General features: G+C 64.7%; 18 protein-coding genes. 7 read left to right on the top strand and 11 right to left on the bottom strand.

The window, feature by feature from the left end; translation table 11 throughout:
* Positions 1-46 precede the first annotated feature (46 nt).
* The 3 genes from JLZ96_RS15505 to JLZ96_RS15495 are packed head-to-tail and all read right to left on the bottom strand — an operon-like array spanning position 47 to position 4,118.
* Positions 47-1,753 (bottom strand): glycerol-3-phosphate dehydrogenase/oxidase, encoded by a 1,707-nt coding sequence (locus JLZ96_RS15505; RefSeq protein WP_027494672.1) that lies wholly within the window; start codon positions 1,751-1,753, stop codon positions 47-49.
* Positions 1,750-3,267, bottom strand: coding sequence for a glycerol kinase GlpK (gene glpK, locus JLZ96_RS15500; protein ID WP_032367858.1), 1,518 nt, complete (start codon positions 3,265-3,267; stop codon positions 1,750-1,752). The genes JLZ96_RS15505 and glpK overlap by 4 nt, the downstream gene beginning before the upstream one ends.
* Positions 3,264-4,118, bottom strand: a complete 855-nt coding sequence (locus JLZ96_RS15495) for an MIP/aquaporin family protein (RefSeq protein ID WP_027494674.1) — start codon at positions 4,116-4,118, stop codon at positions 3,264-3,266. The genes glpK and JLZ96_RS15495 overlap by 4 nt, the downstream gene beginning before the upstream one ends.
* Before the next feature lie 122 nt (positions 4,119-4,240).
* On the opposite strand from JLZ96_RS15495, the gene JLZ96_RS15490 reads away from it, so the two are divergent.
* From JLZ96_RS15490 to JLZ96_RS15470, 5 genes are all read left to right on the top strand, one after another.
* Positions 4,241-5,221, top strand: a complete 981-nt coding sequence (locus tag JLZ96_RS15490; protein WP_027494675.1) for a sugar-binding transcriptional regulator — start codon at positions 4,241-4,243, stop codon at positions 5,219-5,221.
* A 141-nt stretch (positions 5,222-5,362) separates the two neighbouring features.
* Positions 5,363-6,610 (top strand): DUF6745 domain-containing protein, encoded by a 1,248-nt coding sequence (locus tag JLZ96_RS15485; protein ID WP_201010507.1) that lies wholly within the window; start codon positions 5,363-5,365, stop codon positions 6,608-6,610.
* Between the two features lie 68 nt (positions 6,611-6,678).
* Complete coding sequence (locus JLZ96_RS15480; RefSeq protein ID WP_032368697.1) at positions 6,679-7,134, top strand: hypothetical protein; 456 nt, start codon at positions 6,679-6,681, stop codon at positions 7,132-7,134.
* 139 nt (positions 7,135-7,273) lie between these two features.
* Positions 7,274-8,605: an MCE family protein gene (locus tag JLZ96_RS15475; protein WP_094623120.1), complete on the top strand. Its 1,332-nt coding sequence runs from the start codon at positions 7,274-7,276 to the stop codon at positions 8,603-8,605.
* 67 nt (positions 8,606-8,672) lie between these two features.
* A complete protein-coding gene (locus JLZ96_RS15470; protein WP_032367862.1) occupies positions 8,673-9,032 on the top strand; it encodes an STAS domain-containing protein in 360 nt (119 codons plus the stop codon).
* Here the strand turns inward: JLZ96_RS15470 and JLZ96_RS15465 are convergent.
* Both JLZ96_RS15465 and JLZ96_RS15460 read right to left on the bottom strand, forming a co-directional pair.
* The gene (locus JLZ96_RS15465) at positions 9,009-10,166 is read right to left on the bottom strand and encodes a SpoIIE family protein phosphatase (protein ID WP_374758050.1); all 1,158 of its coding nucleotides are present in this window, start codon (positions 10,164-10,166) and stop codon (positions 9,009-9,011) included. The genes JLZ96_RS15470 and JLZ96_RS15465 overlap by 24 nt on opposite strands.
* A complete protein-coding gene (locus JLZ96_RS15460) occupies positions 10,166-10,966 on the bottom strand; it encodes an alpha/beta fold hydrolase (RefSeq protein WP_032368041.1) in 801 nt (266 codons plus the stop codon). Before JLZ96_RS15460 ends, JLZ96_RS15465 begins: the two co-directional genes overlap by 1 nt.
* Positions 10,967-11,052: 86 nt before the next feature.
* Between JLZ96_RS15460 and JLZ96_RS15455 the strand changes: the two genes are divergently transcribed.
* A complete protein-coding gene (locus JLZ96_RS15455; RefSeq protein ID WP_179274150.1) occupies positions 11,053-12,105 on the top strand; it encodes an NAD(P)H-binding protein in 1,053 nt (350 codons plus the stop codon).
* Between the two features lie 32 nt (positions 12,106-12,137).
* Here the strand turns inward: JLZ96_RS15455 and JLZ96_RS15450 are convergent, their stop codons facing one another.
* On the bottom strand, positions 12,138-13,622 hold the full coding sequence (locus JLZ96_RS15450) for an amidase (protein ID WP_201010506.1): 1,485 nt from the start codon (positions 13,620-13,622) through the stop codon (positions 12,138-12,140).
* A 139-nt stretch (positions 13,623-13,761) separates the two neighbouring features.
* Here JLZ96_RS15450 and JLZ96_RS15445 point away from each other — a divergent pair, with 139 nt between their 5' ends.
* Positions 13,762-14,907 carry an SGNH/GDSL hydrolase family protein gene (locus JLZ96_RS15445; RefSeq protein ID WP_201010505.1) on the top strand — a complete coding sequence of 382 codons (1,146 nt, stop codon included), beginning with the start codon at positions 13,762-13,764 and terminating at the stop codon, positions 14,905-14,907.
* Between the two features lie 51 nt (positions 14,908-14,958).
* Here the strand turns inward: JLZ96_RS15445 and catC are convergent, their stop codons facing one another.
* The 5 genes from catC to JLZ96_RS15420 all read right to left on the bottom strand — a co-directional run bounded on the left by catC (position 14,959) and on the right by JLZ96_RS15420 (position 19,508).
* Complete coding sequence (gene catC / locus JLZ96_RS15440; RefSeq protein WP_032368702.1) at positions 14,959-15,243, bottom strand: muconolactone Delta-isomerase; 285 nt, start codon at positions 15,241-15,243, stop codon at positions 14,959-14,961.
* Positions 15,244-15,248: 5 nt separating this feature from the next.
* Complete coding sequence (gene catA / locus JLZ96_RS15435) at positions 15,249-16,115, bottom strand: catechol 1,2-dioxygenase (RefSeq protein ID WP_032368703.1); 867 nt, start codon at positions 16,113-16,115, stop codon at positions 15,249-15,251.
* A 43-nt stretch (positions 16,116-16,158) separates the two neighbouring features.
* Complete coding sequence (locus JLZ96_RS15430; protein WP_032368704.1) at positions 16,159-17,262, bottom strand: mandelate racemase/muconate lactonizing enzyme family protein; 1,104 nt, start codon at positions 17,260-17,262, stop codon at positions 16,159-16,161.
* Positions 17,259-18,188 (bottom strand): LysR family transcriptional regulator, encoded by a 930-nt coding sequence (locus JLZ96_RS15425; RefSeq protein ID WP_201010504.1) that lies wholly within the window; start codon positions 18,186-18,188, stop codon positions 17,259-17,261. Before JLZ96_RS15425 ends, JLZ96_RS15430 begins: the two co-directional genes overlap by 4 nt.
* Positions 18,189-18,332: 144 nt before the next feature.
* Positions 18,333-19,508: a 4-hydroxybenzoate 3-monooxygenase gene (locus JLZ96_RS15420; protein ID WP_027494688.1), complete on the bottom strand. Its 1,176-nt coding sequence runs from the start codon at positions 19,506-19,508 to the stop codon at positions 18,333-18,335.
* Positions 19,509-19,568: the final 60 nt, after the last annotated feature.

The raw sequence follows: 19,568 nt of genomic DNA, 5'->3' as shown, positions 1-19,568 counted from the left end.
ACCGATCCCGACCCTGCGGCGCTACCTCACCGAACCGCTGTGAGGGTCAGCTCACCCCGGCGCGCACGTCCGGTGCCCCGAGCCTGGCCGCGTCGGCGGTCTCGTCATCGGGCTGTTGCTGTGAATCCCGTTCTGCCAGAACACGAAGACGGTAGTGCTCGATCTCTTCCGTCCGGTGCTGATCGTCCCATCCGAGAATAGGAGCCACCAGCCGAGCTACTTCCTCGGCTGCTGCTTCACCACGATCCGGAACCTCGATGGAGATGCGGGTGCGCCGGGTGAGGATGTCCTCGAGATGCTGCGCGCCTTCGTGACTCGCGGCATAGACGACCTCTGCCTTGAGGTACTCCGGTGCGCTGTCGAGAGGCTTCCCGAGTTCGGGATCGGCGTCGATCAGATCCAGCACCTCACCCATCAGGGTGCCGTACCGACCCAACAGATGCTCGACGCGTGAGACCCGCATGCCGGTACGTTCGGCCGTCAGATTGCGGGAGTTGTACGCCCCGAGGTAGCCGTCGGCCCCGACGAGTGGGATGTTCTCGGTGACGCACTTGGGCACGGTCCGTTCGAGCCCGTGCACCGCGGCATCCACTGCATCCTTGGCCATCACGCGGTAGGTGGTGTACTTGCCACCGGCAATGACGGTCAGTCCTCGCACCGGGCTGGACACCGCATGCTCGCGGGAGAGCGTGCTGGTGGAGTCGGATTCTCCGAACAGCAACGGCCGCAGACCCGCGTAGACCCCGACGACATCGGCGCGGTCCAGTGGATCGGCCAGCAGCTTGTTCACGTGCCCCAGGATGTAGTCGATGTCGCTCTGGCTCGCGGCCGGGTGGGCGAGATCGAGCTTCCAGTCGGTATCGGTGGTGCCGATGATCCAGTGGCTTCCCCACGGGATGACGAAGAGCAGGCTCTTCTCGGTGCGCGTGATGATGCCCGTGGCGCTGTTGATGCGGTTGCGGGGCACCACCAGGTGCACGCCCTTGGATGCGCGAACCTGGAACTGTCCACGCCCGCCGACCATCTGCTGGACCTCGTCGGTCCACACACCCGCGGCGTTGATGACCTGCTTGGCACGCACCTCGAACGAACGACCCGTTTCCAGATCGCTCGCCACGACACCGACGACCTTGTCGTCCTCCCGAAGAAAGCCCGTGACGCGAGTGCTGTTGGCGCACAACGCACCATAGGCCGCTGCGGTCCGCGCAATCATCATCGTGTGCCGAGCGTCGTCGACCTGGCCCTCGTAGAACTTCACCGCACCGCGAATCGCCGACCGCTTACCGGAAGGGAAGGATTCGAGCGTCTTCTTCTTACCGAGATGCTTGTGATGACTCGGGACGCCGCGTCCGGCACCCATGACGTCGTACACGCCGATGCCGAGCCCCACGTACGGACGGTCGATCACCTTTTCGAGCGGATAGATGAACGGGACCGGCCGAGCGAGGTGCGGGCACAACGTGTTCAGCACGAGCGAGCGCTCCTTGAGGGCCTCGAACACCAGCGAGAAGTTGAACTGTTCGAGGTACCGCAGACCGCCGTGGAACAGCTTGCTCGAGCGACTGGACGTGCCGGCCGCATAGTCGCGTGCTTCGAGCAGTCCGACCTTCAGACCACGCGTCACCGCGTCGAGAGCCGTTCCCGCGCCGACGACGCCGCCGCCGATCACCAGGATGTCCAGCTCTTCGGCTTCCATCCGTGCGATCGCCTCGGCGCGCGCGGTTGGACTCAAAGCCGTTGTGGTGGAACTCATTCTTCATCAACCCAATCGAGAGTACGTGTCACTGCCTTCTTCCAGCCGGCGTACAGCTTTGCCCGCTGGTCTTCGTCCATGGACGGTGTCCATGTCTTGTCCTCGGCCCAGTTCTGGCGAATGTCGTCCTCGCTCGCCCAGTACCCGACGGCGAGGCCTGCCGCGTATGCCGCTCCGAGAGCGGTGGTTTCGGCTACGACGGGCCGCACCACGTCGACGTTCAGGATGTCGGACTGGAACTGCATCAACAGTTCGTTGACGACCATTCCGCCGTCGACCTTGAGCACCTCGAGGTCGACGCCGGAGTCGGCGTTCATGGCCTCGATGACCTCACGCGTCTGGTACGCAGTGGCTTCGAGTACGGCACGGGCCAGGTGGCCCTTGTTGACGAATCGCGTCAATCCCACGATGGCACCGCGAGCATCGGCACGCCAGTGCGGAGCGAACAGACCCGAGAACGCGGGCACGAAGTACGCGCCGCCGTTGTCGTCCACCGAACGCGCGTCGGTCTCGATGTCCGCAGCCGAGGAGATCATGCCGAGGTTGTCCCGCAGCCACTGCACGAGCGAACCCGTCACCGCGATCGAGCCTTCGAGCGCGTACACCGTCGGCTGGTCGCCGATCTTGTAGCAGACGGTGGTGAGCAGGCCGTTCTTGCTCATGACCTTCTCGGTGCCGGTGTTGAGCAGCACGAAATTGCCTGTGCCGTAGGTGTTCTTGGCCTCACCGGGAGACAAGCAGGCCTGCCCGAAGGTGGCAGCCTGCTGGTCGCCCAGGATGCCGGAGATCGGCACACCGCGGAACGGTCCGCGTTCACGGCCGGTGCCGTACACCTCGGAACTCGACCTGATCTCGGGCAGCATCGACATCGGAATGCCCATGTCGGCGCAGATGCCCTCGTCCCACTGCAGGGTGTCGAGATCCATCAGCAACGTGCGCGAGGCGTTGGTCGGATCGGTGTAGTGCAATCCGCCGTCGGTTCCGCCGGTCATGTTCCACAGCACCCAGGTGTCCATGTTGCCGAAACACAGCTCTCCCGCTTCGGCTTTGGCCCGTGCACCGTCGACGTTGTCCAGAATCCACTTGATCTTCGGCCCGGAGAAGTAGGTGGCCAACGGGAGACCGGTCTTGGCGGTGTACTTGTTGGCATCGCCGCCGCCGAGTGCGGTCGCGATGCGATCGGTACGGGTGTCCTGCCAGACGATGGCGTTGTAGATCGGCTTGCCCGTCTCGCGATCCCACACCAGTGCCGTCTCACGCTGGTTGGTGATACCGACTGCGGCGATGTCCTCGCGCGTCAGATCCGCTGCGGCCATGGCACCCGCCGCGACGGCGCGCACGTTGTCCCAGATCTCCGACGCGTCGTGCTCGACCCAACCGGCCTGCGGGAAGATCTGCTGGTGTTCCTTCTGATCGACGGCGACGACGGTGCCCGCGTGATCGAAGATCATGCAGCGTGAGGACGTGGTTCCCTGATCGATCGCGGCGACGTACTTTCCTGCGAACTCGGTCATGGCTTCTCTCCTGTGGTCTGGGTGTCTGCTGGGAGTCGTGATGGCGGCTCGGGCGTCGAACCTTCTTGTTTGCGTAGGTTCTTACCGATCAACAGGTCGTACAGGAACACTCCTATCGGTCCACCTACGAGAGGTCCGACGATCGGCACCCAGAAGTACAGGCCACCGTATTGATCTCGCCACGCTCCACCGTAGCCCGTGATGTACGACGCCAGGCGAGGTCCGAAATCTCGAGCCGGGTTGATCGCGTAGCCGGCGTTGGTGGCCCAGGCGAATCCGATGGCGACGACGATGAGGCCCACGATCAGGGGAGCCATGTTGGCCATCGGCGCGGTGCCGAGCGAATCGGTCACGGCCACGATGAGGAACAGCAGAATGGCGGTACCGATGATCTGGTCGATCAGCGCCGAGGACACACTCACCGGCAGTGTCCCGTTACCGGGCAGTGTCGAGAAGATGGTCTGGGTGGCGGTGGTGTGCCCGGGGTCGACCGCGTTGATCATGTCGTTGTAGTTCCAGCGCACCAGCAGTGCTGCCACGAAGGCACCTGCGGTCTGCGCGAGGATGTACGGCGCAACCATCTTCCAGCTGAATCCGCGGAAGAGTGCGAACGTGATGGTCACCGCGGGATTGAGGTGCGCGCCGGTGATACGGCCCGCGACATAGATACCGAACATCACGCCCAGCCCCCACGCCCAGGCGATCGAGTCGTGACCGCCGAGGCTGCCGGACTCACCACCCGAGACCACCTGAGCGACGACGCCGACACCGAACAGAATGAGAATCATGGTTCCGGCGAACTCCGCGGCCATGTGCGCCGGTAGCCCCCATTCCGGTTCCTTACGTGCCATCTTTCAGCCTCCACACAGTCAGTGATACACGCCACATTGCGTGCCATTTGCCACGGTAGACGGCCTGCACTGCGTTTCACAGCTGATGCACATATGTGCAATTCGGTCGTACACTGGTGCCGGTGACGGACACCGGCATCACTCCCGAATCCGACCTGCGGACCGGCCATGCCACCCAGGCGGCGCGGCTGTACTACTTCCAGGACATGACGATGGCGGCCATCGGCCGTGAGCTGGGCGTATCTCGTTCGACAGTCTCACGACTCATCACGTTCGCGCGGGCGTCGGGACTGGTGGAAATCAAGATCTCCACCCCTCTCGGTCAGGCACCGCGGATCGAGCGCGCATTCGCCGATCTGTACGACATTCGTGCACACGTGGTGCCGGTCGCGGAGACGGTCGACGAACTGCAGCGTCTCGATCGGGTCGCGACCTTCGCCGGCCGACTGCTGACGTCCTTCTTCGAGTCGGACATGGTGATGGGCGTCGCCTGGGGAACCACCGTCAGCGCCGTCAGCCGCAAGCTCGCTCCCAAACGAACCCACAACTCGAGCGTGGTGCAACTGAACGGGGCAGCCAACATGCGCACCACGGGGGTCTCGTATGCCACCGACATCATCCGGACGTTCGCCGACGCGTACGGGGCTGCGGCACAGGGATTTCCGGTCCCCGCATTCTTCGACTATCCGGAAACGAGGCAGCACCTGTGGCGCGAGCGCAGCATCAGGCGCGTGCTCGAACTTCAGGATCGCATGAACCTCGCCGTCTTCAGCATCGGCGTCATGAGTGGAGCCGTTCCGAGTCACGTCTACAGCGCCGGCTATCTCGAACGCGAGGACAGAGCCGAGCTGCAACGTGACGGCGTCGTCGGCGACATCGCCACGGTGTTCCTCCGATCCGACGGCAGCTACAACCGAATTGCGTTGAACGACAGATCGAGTGGTCCGAGCCTCGACCGACTCAAGGCCGTCCCGCGCAGAGTCGCCATCGTGGCGGGAGAGTCCAAACTCGACGCCCTGACCGCCGCACTGCGCGGTGGCCTGATCACCGATCTGGTGATCGACGACATCAGCGCCGCGAAATTGGTGTTGCGCTCGCGCTGACCCATGTGAGTGGAAACTCGACCCCTGCTACGAACTTCCGCGCACGTGGGCAACCCTTGCGCTCGGCCGAATCTCGTGTCACTCTTGGTTCATGACAACAGGAAAGGCGGACACCGCCTCACCGAAGTGAGCGCCGTGCCGATGCCGTCGACATTCCCCCGTCGAGGCACATTGTCCGAAGATCCCGATTCCTACGCCGAAGACATCCGCGCGGTCTGTGCGCAACGCGACCGGTGGCTCGATTACGGACTGAAAGCCGGCCCAGCCGACAGACCTGTCGCGGAACATGCTGTGGCACAACTGTATCGATCTGCCGGGTTCGACGAGCCCGAGTTCCATTGGGTGCCGTCGCCTCGGGCTGCAGCGACCTTCATCGCCGGCAGACACTTGGCGAGAACACCGTCGATATCCACCGCCGGCACCGAGGTGGACGCCGCGATCGCGACCATGTTGTCCGACTCCCGGCACCGCATGGACCGCATCATCGAGCGCCGCCACATCGAATGGCCGCGGGAAGACCGGTGGAGCACAACCAACGGCAGCAACGACTTTCGAGTCCGCGGCATCGTCGCCCGCGGTACCCCGATCGAGGCGGCCCTCGCCGGGATCAGCCCGGATCCCATCATCGACCGGACCGTCCGTACGTCGTTGCACACCAGCCTGTTCGACGGAATTGCCACTGCCATCCGCACGACCACTCCCCGCCCGTTCGGCTCCATCACCTGGTACGGCCAACAAGAAGCCCATCGCGTCGCCTACTACGACGCTTTCCGTCGCCACGGACTCGCCCGGTTCTCCTTCGAAGACGTCGAACTACTCGACGTTCAAACCGCCCTCATCGAGTCGACGGGCTGGTGGTGGGCGTTCGAGAACATCGCAGTGATGGCAGAACGGCCCACCGCCGTACACGTCGAACCGCTACCCGATTCACCGCACGGTGAAGTGCGGCTGCACAATTCGGAGGGCCCGGCCGTGCAGTTCGCCGACGGCAGCGCAGTCCACGTACTGAGCGGCACCGTCGTTCCGAGCTGGGTCATCCGCGACCCGACGGTCGACCGCATCACTGTCGAACGCAACGTCGAAGTGCGACGAAGCGCCATCGAACGAATCGGCTGGGACACCTACCTGGAGCAGGCCGGTCTACGCCTCGTCGACACCGGCCAGGATCCGGGGAACCCGGGCTGCACCCTGGAGCTGTACGCAGCACCGGAGGGCTGGCAGGACGGGGGACGAATTCTGCTTGCCGTCAACGGTTCTCGTGAACGCGACGGTCGACGGCGCCGCTACGGGCTGCGGGTCCCCGCTGCCTTCACCTCCGCCGTCGACGCGGCAGGCTGGACCTACGGTCTTGCCGGAGCCGACTATGCCCGGCTCCTCCGCCGTACGTGACTCCGCACGACCTCCATCGATACCCACCCCACAACTACCCACCCCGACGACCAACCACAGGTGACCCCATGAACTCGAACATCACGCTGTCCACTCTCACCAGCCGCACCGGTCTGGATGTCTTCGACTACCTCGACAAGGAGATATCGGTGCCCGTCGTCAACGGGTCGCAGGCCCAGGGAGATCTGATCGTCGTCCCGCTCGCCGTACTCGACGGCATCGTCGTCACCACCGAACGGACACGACACGAGACCGTGCCGTTGTCCGGCATCGAACTGCTCCGCAGTGCGGCGGGCGGCAATCCGCACAGCCTCGTCGCCGACGGCCGCGGGTGCACGTGGTCGAGTCCGGTGCACGACGTTCGACGCCTTGCTCTGGGCATCCTGAGCAATTCGGAGACCGCCTACCTCATTCACCCCGAACACGGGGCCACCGGAATTGCACCCGGCCGATACGTCATCGGTCGTCAGCGCGAACGCGGCGGAGACGGCTGGTTCTCGTCGACGCAACTGATCGCGGACTGACACACCGACTGCGTGTGATCTGTATCGCATCACCCGGGCACTGATAGGTGCATCTCAGAAGGGGCGTCGGAGCAGTAAGTGTGACTCTATGTAGCACTAAGGTTCGCGTCATGACTGCTGTTGTCGCACAGACCGTCGCATGACCGGCGCCCCTTCGCCGGTGCAGAACCGTCTCCTCGGAATCGGACTGGTCGTGCTCATCGTGGTGTTCGTCGGGTGGAGTGTCACCTCGTACAACAAGACCTTCGTCGACGTCGTGACCGTCTCCCTCGAGACCGACAGCGTCGGCAACGCGCTGCCCCGCAATGCCGACGTCAAGGTGCGCGGCATGATCGTCGGCGAGGTCCGATCGGCTACGACCACCGACGGCGTCGTCACCTCGGAACTGGCGATCGAGCCGGACAAAGCGCCGATGATCCCCTCGAACGTCACGGCTCGCCTGCTGCCCAAGACTCTCTTCGGTGAGCGGTACGTCGCGTTGATTCCGCCGGACGGCAAGCCCGGTTCGCCCATCACCGAGGGCACCGTGCTGAAGCAGGATCGCAGCGGAAATGCCATCGAGGTGGGGCAATTGCTCGACGGCCTGCTGCCGTTGCTCCAAGCCGTGCCGCCACAGGATCTCTCGAACACCCTCGGCGCACTGGCACAGGGGCTCAGCGGCCGCGGAGAACAGCTGGGCCTGACGATCGATCGACTGGAGAACATCTTCTCCGGACTGAACACCGAACTCCCCGCCATCCAGCAGGACCTACGCGGATTGGCGGACTTCTCCCAGACCTACGCCGATGCAGCTCCCGAGTTGGTCAGCGCTCTCGACAATCTGCGGACCACGGGCAACACCGTCGTCGAGAAGCAATCCGCGCTCGCGACGCTGTACACGTCGGTGTCATCCGCCTCGAACACGACGGCCGGCTTTCTCGAGGCGAACTCGACGCAGCTGATCGGTCTCGCCGCGAATTCGCGCGAGGCACTCGAAGTGCTGGCCGAGTTCTCCCCCGCCCTGGGTTGCACGGTCGCGCAGTTCGCCGAAGGGGCCCGACGCGGCAGGATCGTCACCGGCGTCGGCGACGAGTATCCCGGCATCAACGTCTCGATGCCGTTCGTCAACCCGAAGGGTCGATACCTGCCGAACCAGGACGAGCCACGGCTGTTCGAGCAGACCCGCGGACCGAGCTGCTACACCCCGCTCGACCGCAATGCGGGCGACTACTTCCCGCAGTACCCGGGTGGGTCACCCAACGACGGCTCGTACCAGGTACCGACCAGAAACCCGGGCGAGCAGAACATCCCGGTGCTCTCGGCTCCGCAGCTCTCTCCTGTTCCCGCGTCGTACGCGGGCTCGGTCACCGAGCAGCAGACCCTGGCCGTCATCTACGGCGGTGCCACCGGAATCGCACCGGAGGCCGTCCCCTCCTGGACCACGACGGTGGGCGCGCCTGCGCTTCGAGGAACTCAGGTCACGCTCCGCTGACACCGCCTGATTGAATGGTCCGCATCCCCCGTCGACGAGCGCGGCGGGTAACGATTCAGGAGTACAGATGCCAGTCGACACGAACGCCGCAGGATTCTCGATCCAGTCCTCCAACGACGGGCGCGCGGCCGTCATCTCGGTAGCGGGCGAGCTCGACGTCACCACCGCTCCGGCACTGTCCGAGGCCATCACCGCACAGACCGCGACCGGCCCGGCTGCACTGATCGTCGACCTGAGCGGAGTGTCGTTTCTGGCCTCGGCGGCCATGACCGTTCTCGCGACGGCGCAACAGGATCACGGCGAGTCCCTGTCGTTCTCGGTCGTCGCCGACGGACCGACCACCAGCCGGCCGATCAAGCTGATGGGCTTGGATCAGGAATTCACCCTGCACGCCGACCTGGCGTCAGCCCTCGCTGCCCTCGGCTGAGTTTGGGGCCGGGGATACGCCCAGTGCCATGACGGCGGCGTCGTCGGCCAGACCGTCGCCGAAACTGCGCAGCAGCAACCGCAGATCGTCGACGATGGCTGCCGGAGTCGCCGGAGCGTGTGCCGTCGCGAATTCCAGGAGAGCACCGTCGTCGTCGTATCGGCCCCGGCCGACTCGCGCTTCGGTGAGACCGTCGCTGTAGAGCATCAGGGTGTCCCCTGCTTCGAGCGTGACGGTCGCCGGAACGAACCGAGCGTGCCGGAGAATCCCGATGAGCTGGCCGCCCGTCATGGTCACGTAGTGGGCGGTGCCGTCGGCACGAAGGACCAGAGGTGGGGGGTGCCCGCCACTGGCCATCGATACCTCGAATCCGGTGTCCGTTCGGCTCAGAATGCCGAAGACTGCGGTGCAGAACTGCGCATTGGCGTCCCGAAACTCTTGTCGCAGAACAGAATCCAGATTCTGCAACACCGCGACGGGGTTCTCGTCGTACACCGCTGCCGCGCGCAACGTGTACCGCGTCAGCGACGTCACAGCGGCCGCCGATGCACCTTTGCCACAGACGTCGCCGAGAAAGAAGCCCCAGCAGTCGTCGGACAACGGAAACAGGTCGTAGAAGTCGCCACCCACCTCGTCGCGGGACGCTGCCCGGTAGTGCGCCGCGGCGGTCATCCCCGACGGCGGTAGCAGTGCGGGCGGCAACAGCGACCGCTGCAGCGTCTTGGCCAACAGTTCTGCACGCGTGCGTGATTGCAGCAATTCGCGCTCGTAGGTGCGGCGATCGCGAGCGTCGAGCGCCGTGATGCGGATCAGTACCGGCCGGCCCGCTGCGTCGATCTTGACGTTCGCCGTGATGAACACCGGCAGCCGTCGGCGATCCGCCGTCACCAGGTCCAGCGCAATGCCGTCGAGCTTGCCGTTCATCAACAGCATCGGCCCGAAGTGGGTCTCGTAGTGAATGCGTCCACCGACGGTGAGAAGCTCCCCGAAATCGGTGCCGACCAGCGCGTCGACCTTGAAGCCCAGCCAGGTTGCCAGCGTCGAGTTCAGTCGCGCGATCCGCATGTCGGGGCGCACGGACAGGTACCCGCATGGCGCATTCTCGTACAGGTCCTCGACGTCGAGGTCATCGATCACGACGGTCTCACGAAGTCCGCGATGGTCTCGGCCGTCAGTTCGGGTGCGGTGATCTGCGGGCAATGGCCACTGACGTCGAGCGTGATGCGGACGCTCCCCGGGATCTGTTCGTGCACGAACCGGCCGACCTGAGGCGGTGCGAGCGAGTCGCGCGCACTGTCGATGATCAACGTCGGCACCGGTACTGCAGGCAGATCCGCCCGGTTGTCGGACAGAAAGGTGGTGCGGGCGAACACCCGTGCGCACGCCGGATCGGTTCGGCACACGCTCGCGGTCCACATGTTCTCGAGTTCCGGTCGATCGGGTGCGTTCACGACCACCGATGCCATCGATGCGGACCAACCGAGATAGTTGCTGTCCAGCGATTCGAGCAGTTCGTCGATGTCCTCTGCACTGAAGCCGCCGCGGTAGTCGCCGTCGTCGATGTACCGGGGGGACGGAGTCAGCAGAATCAGCTTGGTGAATCGATCGGGCGCAGCGGTGGCGGCCAGCACCCCCATCATCGACGCCACCGAGTGACCGACCAACGTGACGTCGGTCAGGTCCAGTTCCTGCGCTATCTCCACGATGTCGGCGGCGTACGTGCTCATGTGGGCGTATCTCTCGGCGTCCCAGGCCGCCGGGTCCGCTGCCCCGGCCCCCACGTGGTCGAACAGGACGATCCGGAATCGCGAAGCCAGGATCTCGGTGACGCCTCGCCACAACGTCTGGTCGCAGCCGAAGCCGTGCGCCAGCATCACGACCGGGCCGTCGGCAGCTCCGACGACTTTCACGTTGTTCCTGATACGCGCACTCACCTGCACAGTGTGTCATCCGGCACCGGAAGCGGGGAGTGAGACTGCCCGGACAGGGTATGACCCCTGTCTACAGAAACGAGAATCTCATGCGAGTGCTGGTCACCGGCGCAACCGGATACATCGGATCTCGGCTGATCCCCGTGCTTCTCGAACAGGGCCACGAGGTACACGCCGCGATGCGTGACCCCAAGAAGAAGTCGCGCTTCGCCTGGGGTGCGCACGTGATGGCTGTGCACTTCGACCTCGACGACCACGACAGCTTCGACTCCGCTACCGAGAATGTCGACGCGGTGGTCTACCTGGTCCACTCGATGGACGAGGGCGATTTCGTCGAGAAGGATCGCCACGCCGCGCAGTCGATGGCCGCTGCCGCGGAACGCAACGGGCTCCAACGAATCGTCTACCTGTCCGGTCTGATTCCCGACGACGGCACTCCACTGTCGGATCACCTGCGCTCACGGCTGCAGGTCGAGGAGGCGTTCCTCGACAGTTCCGTCGATGCCACCGTCCTCCGGGCCGCCATCATCCTCGGTTCCGGATCGACGTCGTTCGAGTTGGTGCGACGCATGACCGAGCGACTGCCGGTGACGCCGATTCCGACGTGGATGCGGAGGCAGGTGCAGCCGATCGCCGTCGTGGACGTCGTCGCCATCATCGCCCGCGCCCTCGGCGATACAGCCCGTCCCGGATCGTTCGACATCGGCGGCACCGAGACGATGAGCTACCCGGAACTCCTGCAGGCGTACGGCAGCGTCGCCGGTCTGCGCCGAGCACAGATTCCGGTGCCACTGCTGCCGACGGGGCTGGTTGGCCGCGCGGTCGCAGTCATCACCGCGATGCCGCCCGGCACCGTGATCTCTTTGGTGGAGAGCCTGACCCACGACATGGTCGTGCGACGCGGTAATGCCGCGACGGACGTGTTCGCAGAACCGGATACGACGTTGCTCAGTGTGCGGGAGGCCTTGGAACGCTCCATCACGGTGGCAGCCGAGGAAGGTACGGACGCACACGCCGATCCTCAGGCCGCAGCCGACACCGATCCCGACTGGGCAGGCGGAGTCGTCGACATCGTCGACGGCACCGTGCGACAGCGTCCGTCCGGCATCGCGGGCAAGGTCCAGCTCGGAGCAACCCGCTAGCCGGTGTCGCTGTCTGTCAGCTGATGTAGCTGTCAGCCGATGTCGCTGTAGCGATGAGCCCAGGGCACTGCTCGTTCCAACTGCGCTGCGAGTTGGACGAGCAGCCCCTCCCCGCCCAGCGGGGCGAGAAAGTGTGCGCCCATGGGCAGACCTGCGCTCGTCCAGTGCAGGGGAACGGACAGGGCGGGACGCCCGGTGACGTTGGCGGTCTGGGTGTACGGAATCCACGAGATGTTCTCGTCGATCATCTGATCCACGATGCCGGTGTACTTGAGCATTCCCGCAGTTCGGCTGCGCAACAGCAAGTCCGATGCCAACTGCAGCGGCTTCGCGAGCTCGAACGCCCCGATCTTCGGGGGCAGCTCGGCCAGAGTCGGGGTCAGCAGCAGGTCGTACGTCTCGAAGTAGGTGGCCAGGGCCCGCACGTGCACGTGTCGTCCCTCCACCGCATCGAGGTAGTCGACTCCGCTCGCGGATCGGCCGAGCGCGGCCATGATTCGGGTGTCCCGCTCGAATGCGTCGTCACCGCACCCGGTTCTGCGCTTGACCTCTTCCATTTCCCACGCCAGGTACGTGAACCAGGCGAGCAGGAATTCGCGGTTGAGCGCCGCGTCGTCGAACGGCGGGGCCTCGAGGAGTTCGACGGTATGGCCCAGTTCGCCGAGCGTCGTTGCCGCCGATTCCATCGCAGCGATCGCCTCCGGGGCCGGAGACGGATTCACCGAGGTCGCGGCGTACATGCCGATCCGTAACGGCCGCGGGTCGGTGTCCATCCGAGACAGGAACCCGTCGGGCGGCGGCGTCGACGAGTATCCCGACGTCGGCTCACCACCGGCGAGTACATCGAGCATCGCGGCGGTGTCGCGGACCGATCTCGACACCACGCCCTGTACTGCGGCCCCGTGCATCGGCTCGCCGAACGTCGGTCCCGACGGCACCAGCCCGCGGCCGGGCTTGAGCCCGACGAGTCCACAGCAGGCCGCCGGAATGCGGATCGAGCCGCCGCCGTCGTTCGCTCCCGCCACCGGCGCGATCCCGGCCGCGACCGCCGCGGCGGAGCCACCCGACGAACCACCGGGAGTTCTGCTGCGGTCCCACGGGTTTCGAGCCGGGCCGAACACTGCCGGCTCGGTGATTCCCTTGGCACCGAACTCCGGGGTGTTCGTCTTACCGAAGATGACCAGGCCTGCCTCGAGCCAGCGCTGCACCACCGTCGCGTGTTCGGGCATCGGCAGCTCGGTGAGTGCGCGCGAACCACTGGACGTGGGCAGCCCCGCGTAATCCTGCGACAGGTCCTTGATCAGAAACGGCACCCCGGCGAACGGGCCTTCCAGCGTTCCGGCCAGCCGCTGCTCGGCCTCCTCGCGCATCGGGCGCACGATCGCGTTGAGACCCGGGTTCACCGACTTCGCCTGCTCCAGTGCGCAATCGAGAAGTTCACGCGGGGTGACATCGCCTGTGGAGACCAACTCGGCCAGCCCGAGGCCGTCGTACGTCCGATACTCGTCGATGCGCATGTGGCCACCTTAATTACGTGCGGCCCATCCGTGTGCGAAACGGTTTGCCTAAATGCATTAGGCAAATATACGGTTCGTATAGGAAAGCAGGTGCGCCAGCTGCCTTTACCTCAGCCCGACACGAGAGATCGAGACCACCATGATCACTACCGACATCTCCGACACACTTCTGCACGGCGCGGCCGAGCTGGAACGAACCGACAACGGCGTGCTTCCTCATCGCCTGCCACGCGCAGCTCGTCAGCGCTTCACCGACCCCCAGCTCACGATGGCGGAATCTCAGCCGTCCGGAGTTCGGTTGATCTTCACCACGACCGCCACCATCATCGAGATCGAGGCAGTGGCGACCCGTCGCGCATTCCTGGGCCTGCCGCCGCGGCCGGCCGGACTGTTCGACCTGCGAATCGACGGCGTCCTCATCGAGCGCGTTCCGACGACGGGTGGCATCACCACGACCATCGACATGGCGACGGGGTCGGTCACCGATCAGGTCGAGCCGACTGGTGTCGCGCGGTTCTCCGGGCTGTCCGCAACCGACAAACACGTCGAAATCTGGTTGCCGCACAACGAAATCATCGAACTGGTCGCGCTGCGTACCGACGCCGCTGTCTCACCCGTCGTCGACACCCGACCGATCTGGATCGACTACGGCAGCTCCATCAGTCAGGGATCCAACGCCACAGGACCCAGCACCACCTGGACGGCCCTCGCCGCGACGGCCGCCGATGTGCAACTGCGCAATCTGGGTTTCGGCGGAAGCGCACTGCTCGATCACTTCGTAGCGACGGCCATTCGGGACGCGCCCGCCGACCTCATCAGCCTCGAGATCGGAATCAACCTCGTCAACTCCGACGTGATGCGGCTACGCGCATTCACCTCCACGGTGCACGGATTTCTCGACACCATCCGCGACGGTCACCCCCACACCCCACTGTTCGTGATCTCCGCGCTCCTGTGCCCCATCCACGAGAACACCCCCGGCCCAGGTGCATTCGATCCGGCGGCATTGGCGTCGGGCACGGTGAAATTCGCGGCGACGGGTGATCCCGCCGAGGTGCGTGCCGGAAAGCTGACTCTGACCGTGATCCGCGAGGAACTCGCCCGCATCGTGTCCGAGCGCGCCACCGCGGACCCCCACCTTCATTACCTGGACGGCCGAGAACTTTACGGAGACAACGATGTCGAGGACCACCCGTTGCCGGATAGGCTGCACCCCGACCAGTCGACGCATGAGCTGATCGCCCACCGCGTCGTCGACCGAATCTTCCCGCGAACTCGAAGTTAGGGACGGATTCCGCGGATATTCCGTCCCCAACTTCGAGTTCGGCGGGGTCGATCACCCCGCGGAAATGTCCGACGGGTGTTGCGCGAGCGGGGACACCTCGATCGTCATGTACGGGAACAGCGGGAGATTCCACAGGATGTCGTGAAGCCGCTCGTTGTCCCGGACATCGAAGATGCTGAGGTTGGAGTACTGGCCGACAATGCGCCAGATGCTCACCCACTCCCCGTCCCGCTGCAGTTGCTGCGAGTACGCCTTCTCCCTGGAGAGGGTGTCTGCTCGTACGTCCGCATCGAGGTCCTGCGGCAATGCGACGTGCATCTTCACGGCAAAAAGCATGTGGCTCAGCCCTTGTCGAGTACGAAGTTGTACGTCACTTCTTGGCCGCCGTCGACTTCCCGAGGGTCGAGGATCAGTTCGGGCTTGACGGCGTTGGCGACGTCGTCGTCGTTGTGTGCGTCGCCCGGGAAATAGAGCTGGGTGGTGACCTGCTGATGCCCGGCAGCCGCAACTTTGAGGTGCAGGTGTGCAGGACGCCACGGGTGCCAGCCGGCCGCGGAGATCAGCTTGCCGCAGGCCCCGTCGGTCGGGATCTGGTACGGGGCGGGCTTCATCGTGTGGATCCAGAAGTTGCCCTGATCGTCTGCCGTGACCGTGCCGCGCAGATTCCACTCCGGGATTCCGGGCGCGAACTGCGAGTAGAAGCCGTCGGAATCGGCGTGCCAGATCTCGATGACCGCATGCGGCAGTGGGCTACCGTCGACGCTCGTGACCTGACCTTGGAACAGCAGCGGTGTGCCCTGTTCGCCGTCGCGAGTGGGCAGGATCGCGGCCGACCCGAGCTCCGGGGCATTCGGAACGTAGTACGGACCTTCGATGGTGCCCTTGCTGCCTTCACGCGTTTCGCCGGCAACTTCTTCGACGACGTGCTCTACCCAGACGTCGAGAAACAGCGGCCACTCACCGGTCTGACCGACGTTGATCAGCCAGGCCTTGAGTGCGTTGTACTCGTCGTAAGTGACCTTGTGTTCGCGAATCGTGTCATGGATTGCCGAAATGACCTGTCGAGCAAGCAGACTGACTCGCTCCGGCGGGGTGTCGGCGGCTGCCTGCTTGTCGGAGGTGAAACGCTCGGTGGCGTTCGCCCCCGACGCGGCTGCGGTGGCCACCTCGGTAGCGGATTCCGTCGAGGGTGCGTGGTCGATGCTCATGGAGAACTCCTTGGCTCACAGTTGCGTTCTTCGGGGCTGAAGATCAGTGGTCGGTGCGGTATTTCGCGAGTTTGTCGGGGTCGATACGCACGCCGAGGCCCGAGCCCGGCAGTACGTGCAGTTCGCCGTCGCGGATGACGAGGCCTTCGGTCAGCAGGTCGTCGCTCATGTCCAGGAAGTTCGACAGCTCACCTGCTCGGCGTGAGGTGAGGTCGAAGGCCGCGCCGAAGGCGACGGTGCAGGCTGTGCCGAGCTGGCCGTCGATCTGGTTTCCCATCACCACGTCGACACCGAGCCCTTCGCACAGGTGATGAGTGCGGAGCGAGCGAGTGAATCCGGTGCGCGCAGTCTTGATGCTGACCGCGGTTGCGGAACCACCGAGAATCTCGCGGGTGACCTCCGCCGAGGTCGTCGCCGATTCGTCGGCAACGAACGGAACATCGAGTTGCTGTACCAGCCAACGACGCCCGAGGACGTCGTCGGCCGGGCACAGTTCCTCGGCAAGAGTGAGCCCCAGATCCGACATCTCTTTCATGGCACGCGCAGATTCGGCAGCGGTCCAACCGCGATTGCCGTCGACGTACAGTTCGACCGTCTCACCGAGCCCCTCTCGCAGTGCGCGGACCACGGCGGTGTCGAGCTCTACGGGCCTTCGCCCGACCTTGACCTTGAAGACTCCGATGCCGTATGTCTCTCGCATCCGACTCGCCTCGTCGACCATCGCTGCAGGCGTGTCGAATCCGAGCATGTGGCTCACCCGCATACGGTCGGTGTAGCCGCCGAGGAGTTCGGTGACGGGTAGGTCGAGTGTCTGCCCGAGCGCATCCCAGATGGCCATGTCCACGGCAGATTTGGCAACCGGATTACCCACTGTACGAGCAAGTTTGGCATTGACCACCTCCCTCGAGGTGAGCGGCAGTCCCACGACGGCCGGCGCGAACAGGGTCTGGATTACCGCCACCACCCCGCGCTGGGTCTCGCCGTACGTGAACGGCCGAGGCGGAGCGTCGGCGACTCCGACGACACCGTCGTCGGTATGAACGCGTACGAGAACGTGGTCGGCGGCATCGACCTCGCCGCTGGCGAACTTCAGCGGCTTTCGATACGGAATCGAGTACGGGATAGCCTCCACAGCAACGATTTTCACAACGCGTCCTTCGACTGAGCAGGCGGTACGGATAGTTCGAGCGGAGGGAGCACTCCCGCGTCCTCCAACGCTGCGACCAGCGCATCGACGAGTGCCGACGGTCGGTCGCGGTGCCACGCCAATGCCAGGTCGATCGTGCTCGCTCCGGCGATGTCGCGGAACACGACGCCGTTCAACTGCAGAGCGCGGACGGATTCGGGAACCAATGCCACACCCAACCCGGCCGCGACGAGGGCCAGCAGAACCGAGGTGTCCGGGGCTTCGTGTTCACGACGAGGACTGAAACCCGCTGCGCGACAACTGCGCACCACGGCGTCGTTCATCACCGAGTGCGTGTCCGCATACATCACGAAGTCCTCGTACATGAGGTCGGCCATGCCGAGCGCTGCCTCGGCGGCGTACCGGTGATCTACGGGCACCGCAAGCAGCAGCGACTCGGTGGTGATGGTGCGTACGACGAGGTCGTCACCTGCCACGGGTGGCCGCAGAACCGCGACGTCGAGCTGCTCCGACCGCAATCCCTCCACCTGAGCGGGGGTCAACAGATCCCCGTGAATTTCGAGCGCGATCCCGGGAACGCGCTGCTTGATCGCACGGGCGATCGGCGGCAACTGATCGAATGCCGCCGTGCCGGTGAAGCCGATACGTACCAACCCGTACCGGCCATCGGCGATGCGTCGGACACCGCGGTTGCTGCGTTCGAGATTGTCGAGGTTGCGGACGGTCTCGCGGTAGAAGAACTCCCCCGCCGGAGTCAGGCTCACTTGACGCGTGGTTCGGGTGAGCAGGGTGACGCCCAGTTCGGCCTCGAGCTGTCGGACCGACTGAGACAATGCCGGCTGCGCCAGATGCAGGCGTTTGGCTGCCTGACCGAAGTGACAGGTCTCGGCCACGGCGACGAACTGATAAAGATGCCTCAGTTCCATCGATTGCCTCCTGTCGGTTCGTATCACGCTCAGGCGTGACCCTGCCCACAGTAAGCCCGCAATCCATTGATGACAAAGACCTATTTGCAGCTCATTGATAAGTCGGAGCGATCAATTCCTCGCGGTGCACACGCCGCCCGCCGATCAGAATCCGATCGGCAATCCGGCGTAGTTCTCCGCCAGTCCCATGGCACCCGCCTCGCTGGACGCCACCCATTTCAGTTGCGAGAGTTGCAGTTGCGCGTCGAAGGGGTCGTCGCCGGTATGCAGCATCGTGGTCATCCACCACGAAAAGTGGGTGCAGCGCCAGACGCGCCGAAGTGCGTCGTCGCTGTAGCTGTCTGCGGCCCGCGAATCGTTCCCCTTCAGCTTCTGCGCCAGGGCAGGCGCGAGCAGAGCCACGTCGGCTACCGCGAGGTTGAGGCCCTTCGCTCCGGTGGGCGGCACGATGTGCGCGGCGTCGCCGGCCAGGTACAGGTTGCCGTGTCTCATCGGTGTCTGCACGTAGCTGCGCATCGGCAACACGCTCTTCTCGGTGATGGGGCCGGGGTTCAGAGTCCACCCGTCCTGACCGTGACCGAGCCTTAACGCCAGGGCATCCCAGATGCGGTCGTCGGACCACGTGTCGATATCGGTTCCGTTCGGCACCTGCAGATACAGCCGGCTGACCGTCGACGACCGCATCGAGTGCATCGCGAAGCCGTCCTGGTGCCAGGCGTAGATCAGTTCGTCGGTCGAGGGGGCGACATCGGCGAGCACACCGAGCCAGGAGTAGGGATAGACCCTTTCCCAGGTGTTGCGCACCGAATCGGGCATGGCCGCCCGGCTCGGTCCGAAGGAACCGTCGCATCCCGCAACGACTGTCGCGTCGATTCGCACCGCGTTGCCCGACGCGTCGGTGAACGTGACGTAGGGGGCGTCGGATTCGACGTCGTGCAAAGCCGTGTCCGAGACGTCGTAGTAGATCTGTTGGCCGGCCTTCTCGCGTGCCACGACGAGGTCCTTGGTGACCTCCGTTTGCCCGTACACCCAGACACTCCGGTCGACGAGATCTCGAAAGTCGATGTGGTGCCGCTCTTCCGGCCATTGCAGGTAGATGCCTCGATGCTCGTCGCCCTCGCGGTGCAGGCGCTCACCGAGTCCGTGTTCGTCGAGCAACTGGACCGTCGAGTGTTCGAGGACTCCGGCCCGGATTCGGGAGAGCACGTATTCCTGAGTACGTGACTCGATCAGAATGGAGTCGATCCCCTGCTCGTCGAGCAGGTGGGACAGCAGCAGACCCGCGGGCCCTGCACCGATGATGGCAACCTGTGTACGCATGCAAGCAGTAGACCCCGGGATTTCGAGCCGAACAAGACCGCACTTCCACTGAGTGAAAAC

Origin of the sequence: Rhodococcus sp. NKCM2511 (assembly GCF_014905595.1) — a bacterium.
GTDB lineage: Bacteria > Actinomycetota > Actinomycetes > Mycobacteriales > Mycobacteriaceae > Rhodococcoides > Rhodococcoides fascians.
This window is presented reverse-complemented; position numbering and strand designations above follow the sequence as displayed.

Bases quoted from the DNA above. Each gene is read 5' to 3' on its own strand.
- JLZ96_RS15420 (WP_027494688.1), bottom strand. From the start codon at position 19,508: ATGCGTACACAGGTTGCCATCATCGGTGCAGGGCCCGCGGGTCTGCTG.
- JLZ96_RS15505 (WP_027494672.1), bottom strand. From the start codon at position 1,753: ATGAGTTCCACCACAACGGCTTTGAGTCCAACCGCGCGCGCCGAGGCG.
- JLZ96_RS15495 (WP_027494674.1), bottom strand. From the start codon at position 4,118: ATGGCACGTAAGGAACCGGAATGGGGGCTACCGGCGCACATGGCCGCG.
- JLZ96_RS15455 (WP_179274150.1), top strand. From the start codon at position 11,053: ATGCGAGTGCTGGTCACCGGCGCAACCGGATACATCGGATCTCGGCTG.
- JLZ96_RS15485 (WP_201010507.1), top strand. From the start codon at position 5,363: ATGCCGTCGACATTCCCCCGTCGAGGCACATTGTCCGAAGATCCCGAT.
- JLZ96_RS15470 (WP_032367862.1), top strand. From the start codon at position 8,673: ATGCCAGTCGACACGAACGCCGCAGGATTCTCGATCCAGTCCTCCAAC.
- JLZ96_RS15445 (WP_201010505.1), top strand. From the start codon at position 13,762: ATGATCACTACCGACATCTCCGACACACTTCTGCACGGCGCGGCCGAG.
- JLZ96_RS15480 (WP_032368697.1), top strand. From the start codon at position 6,679: ATGAACTCGAACATCACGCTGTCCACTCTCACCAGCCGCACCGGTCTG.
- JLZ96_RS15425 (WP_201010504.1), bottom strand. From the start codon at position 18,188: ATGGAACTGAGGCATCTTTATCAGTTCGTCGCCGTGGCCGAGACCTGT.
- glpK (WP_032367858.1), bottom strand. From the start codon at position 3,267: ATGACCGAGTTCGCAGGAAAGTACGTCGCCGCGATCGATCAGGGAACC.
- catA (WP_032368703.1), bottom strand. From the start codon at position 16,115: ATGAGCATCGACCACGCACCCTCGACGGAATCCGCTACCGAGGTGGCC.
- JLZ96_RS15475 (WP_094623120.1), top strand. From the start codon at position 7,274: ATGACCGGCGCCCCTTCGCCGGTGCAGAACCGTCTCCTCGGAATCGGA.
- catC (WP_032368702.1), bottom strand. From the start codon at position 15,243: ATGCTTTTTGCCGTGAAGATGCACGTCGCATTGCCGCAGGACCTCGAT.
- JLZ96_RS15450 (WP_201010506.1), bottom strand. From the start codon at position 13,622: ATGCGCATCGACGAGTATCGGACGTACGACGGCCTCGGGCTGGCCGAG.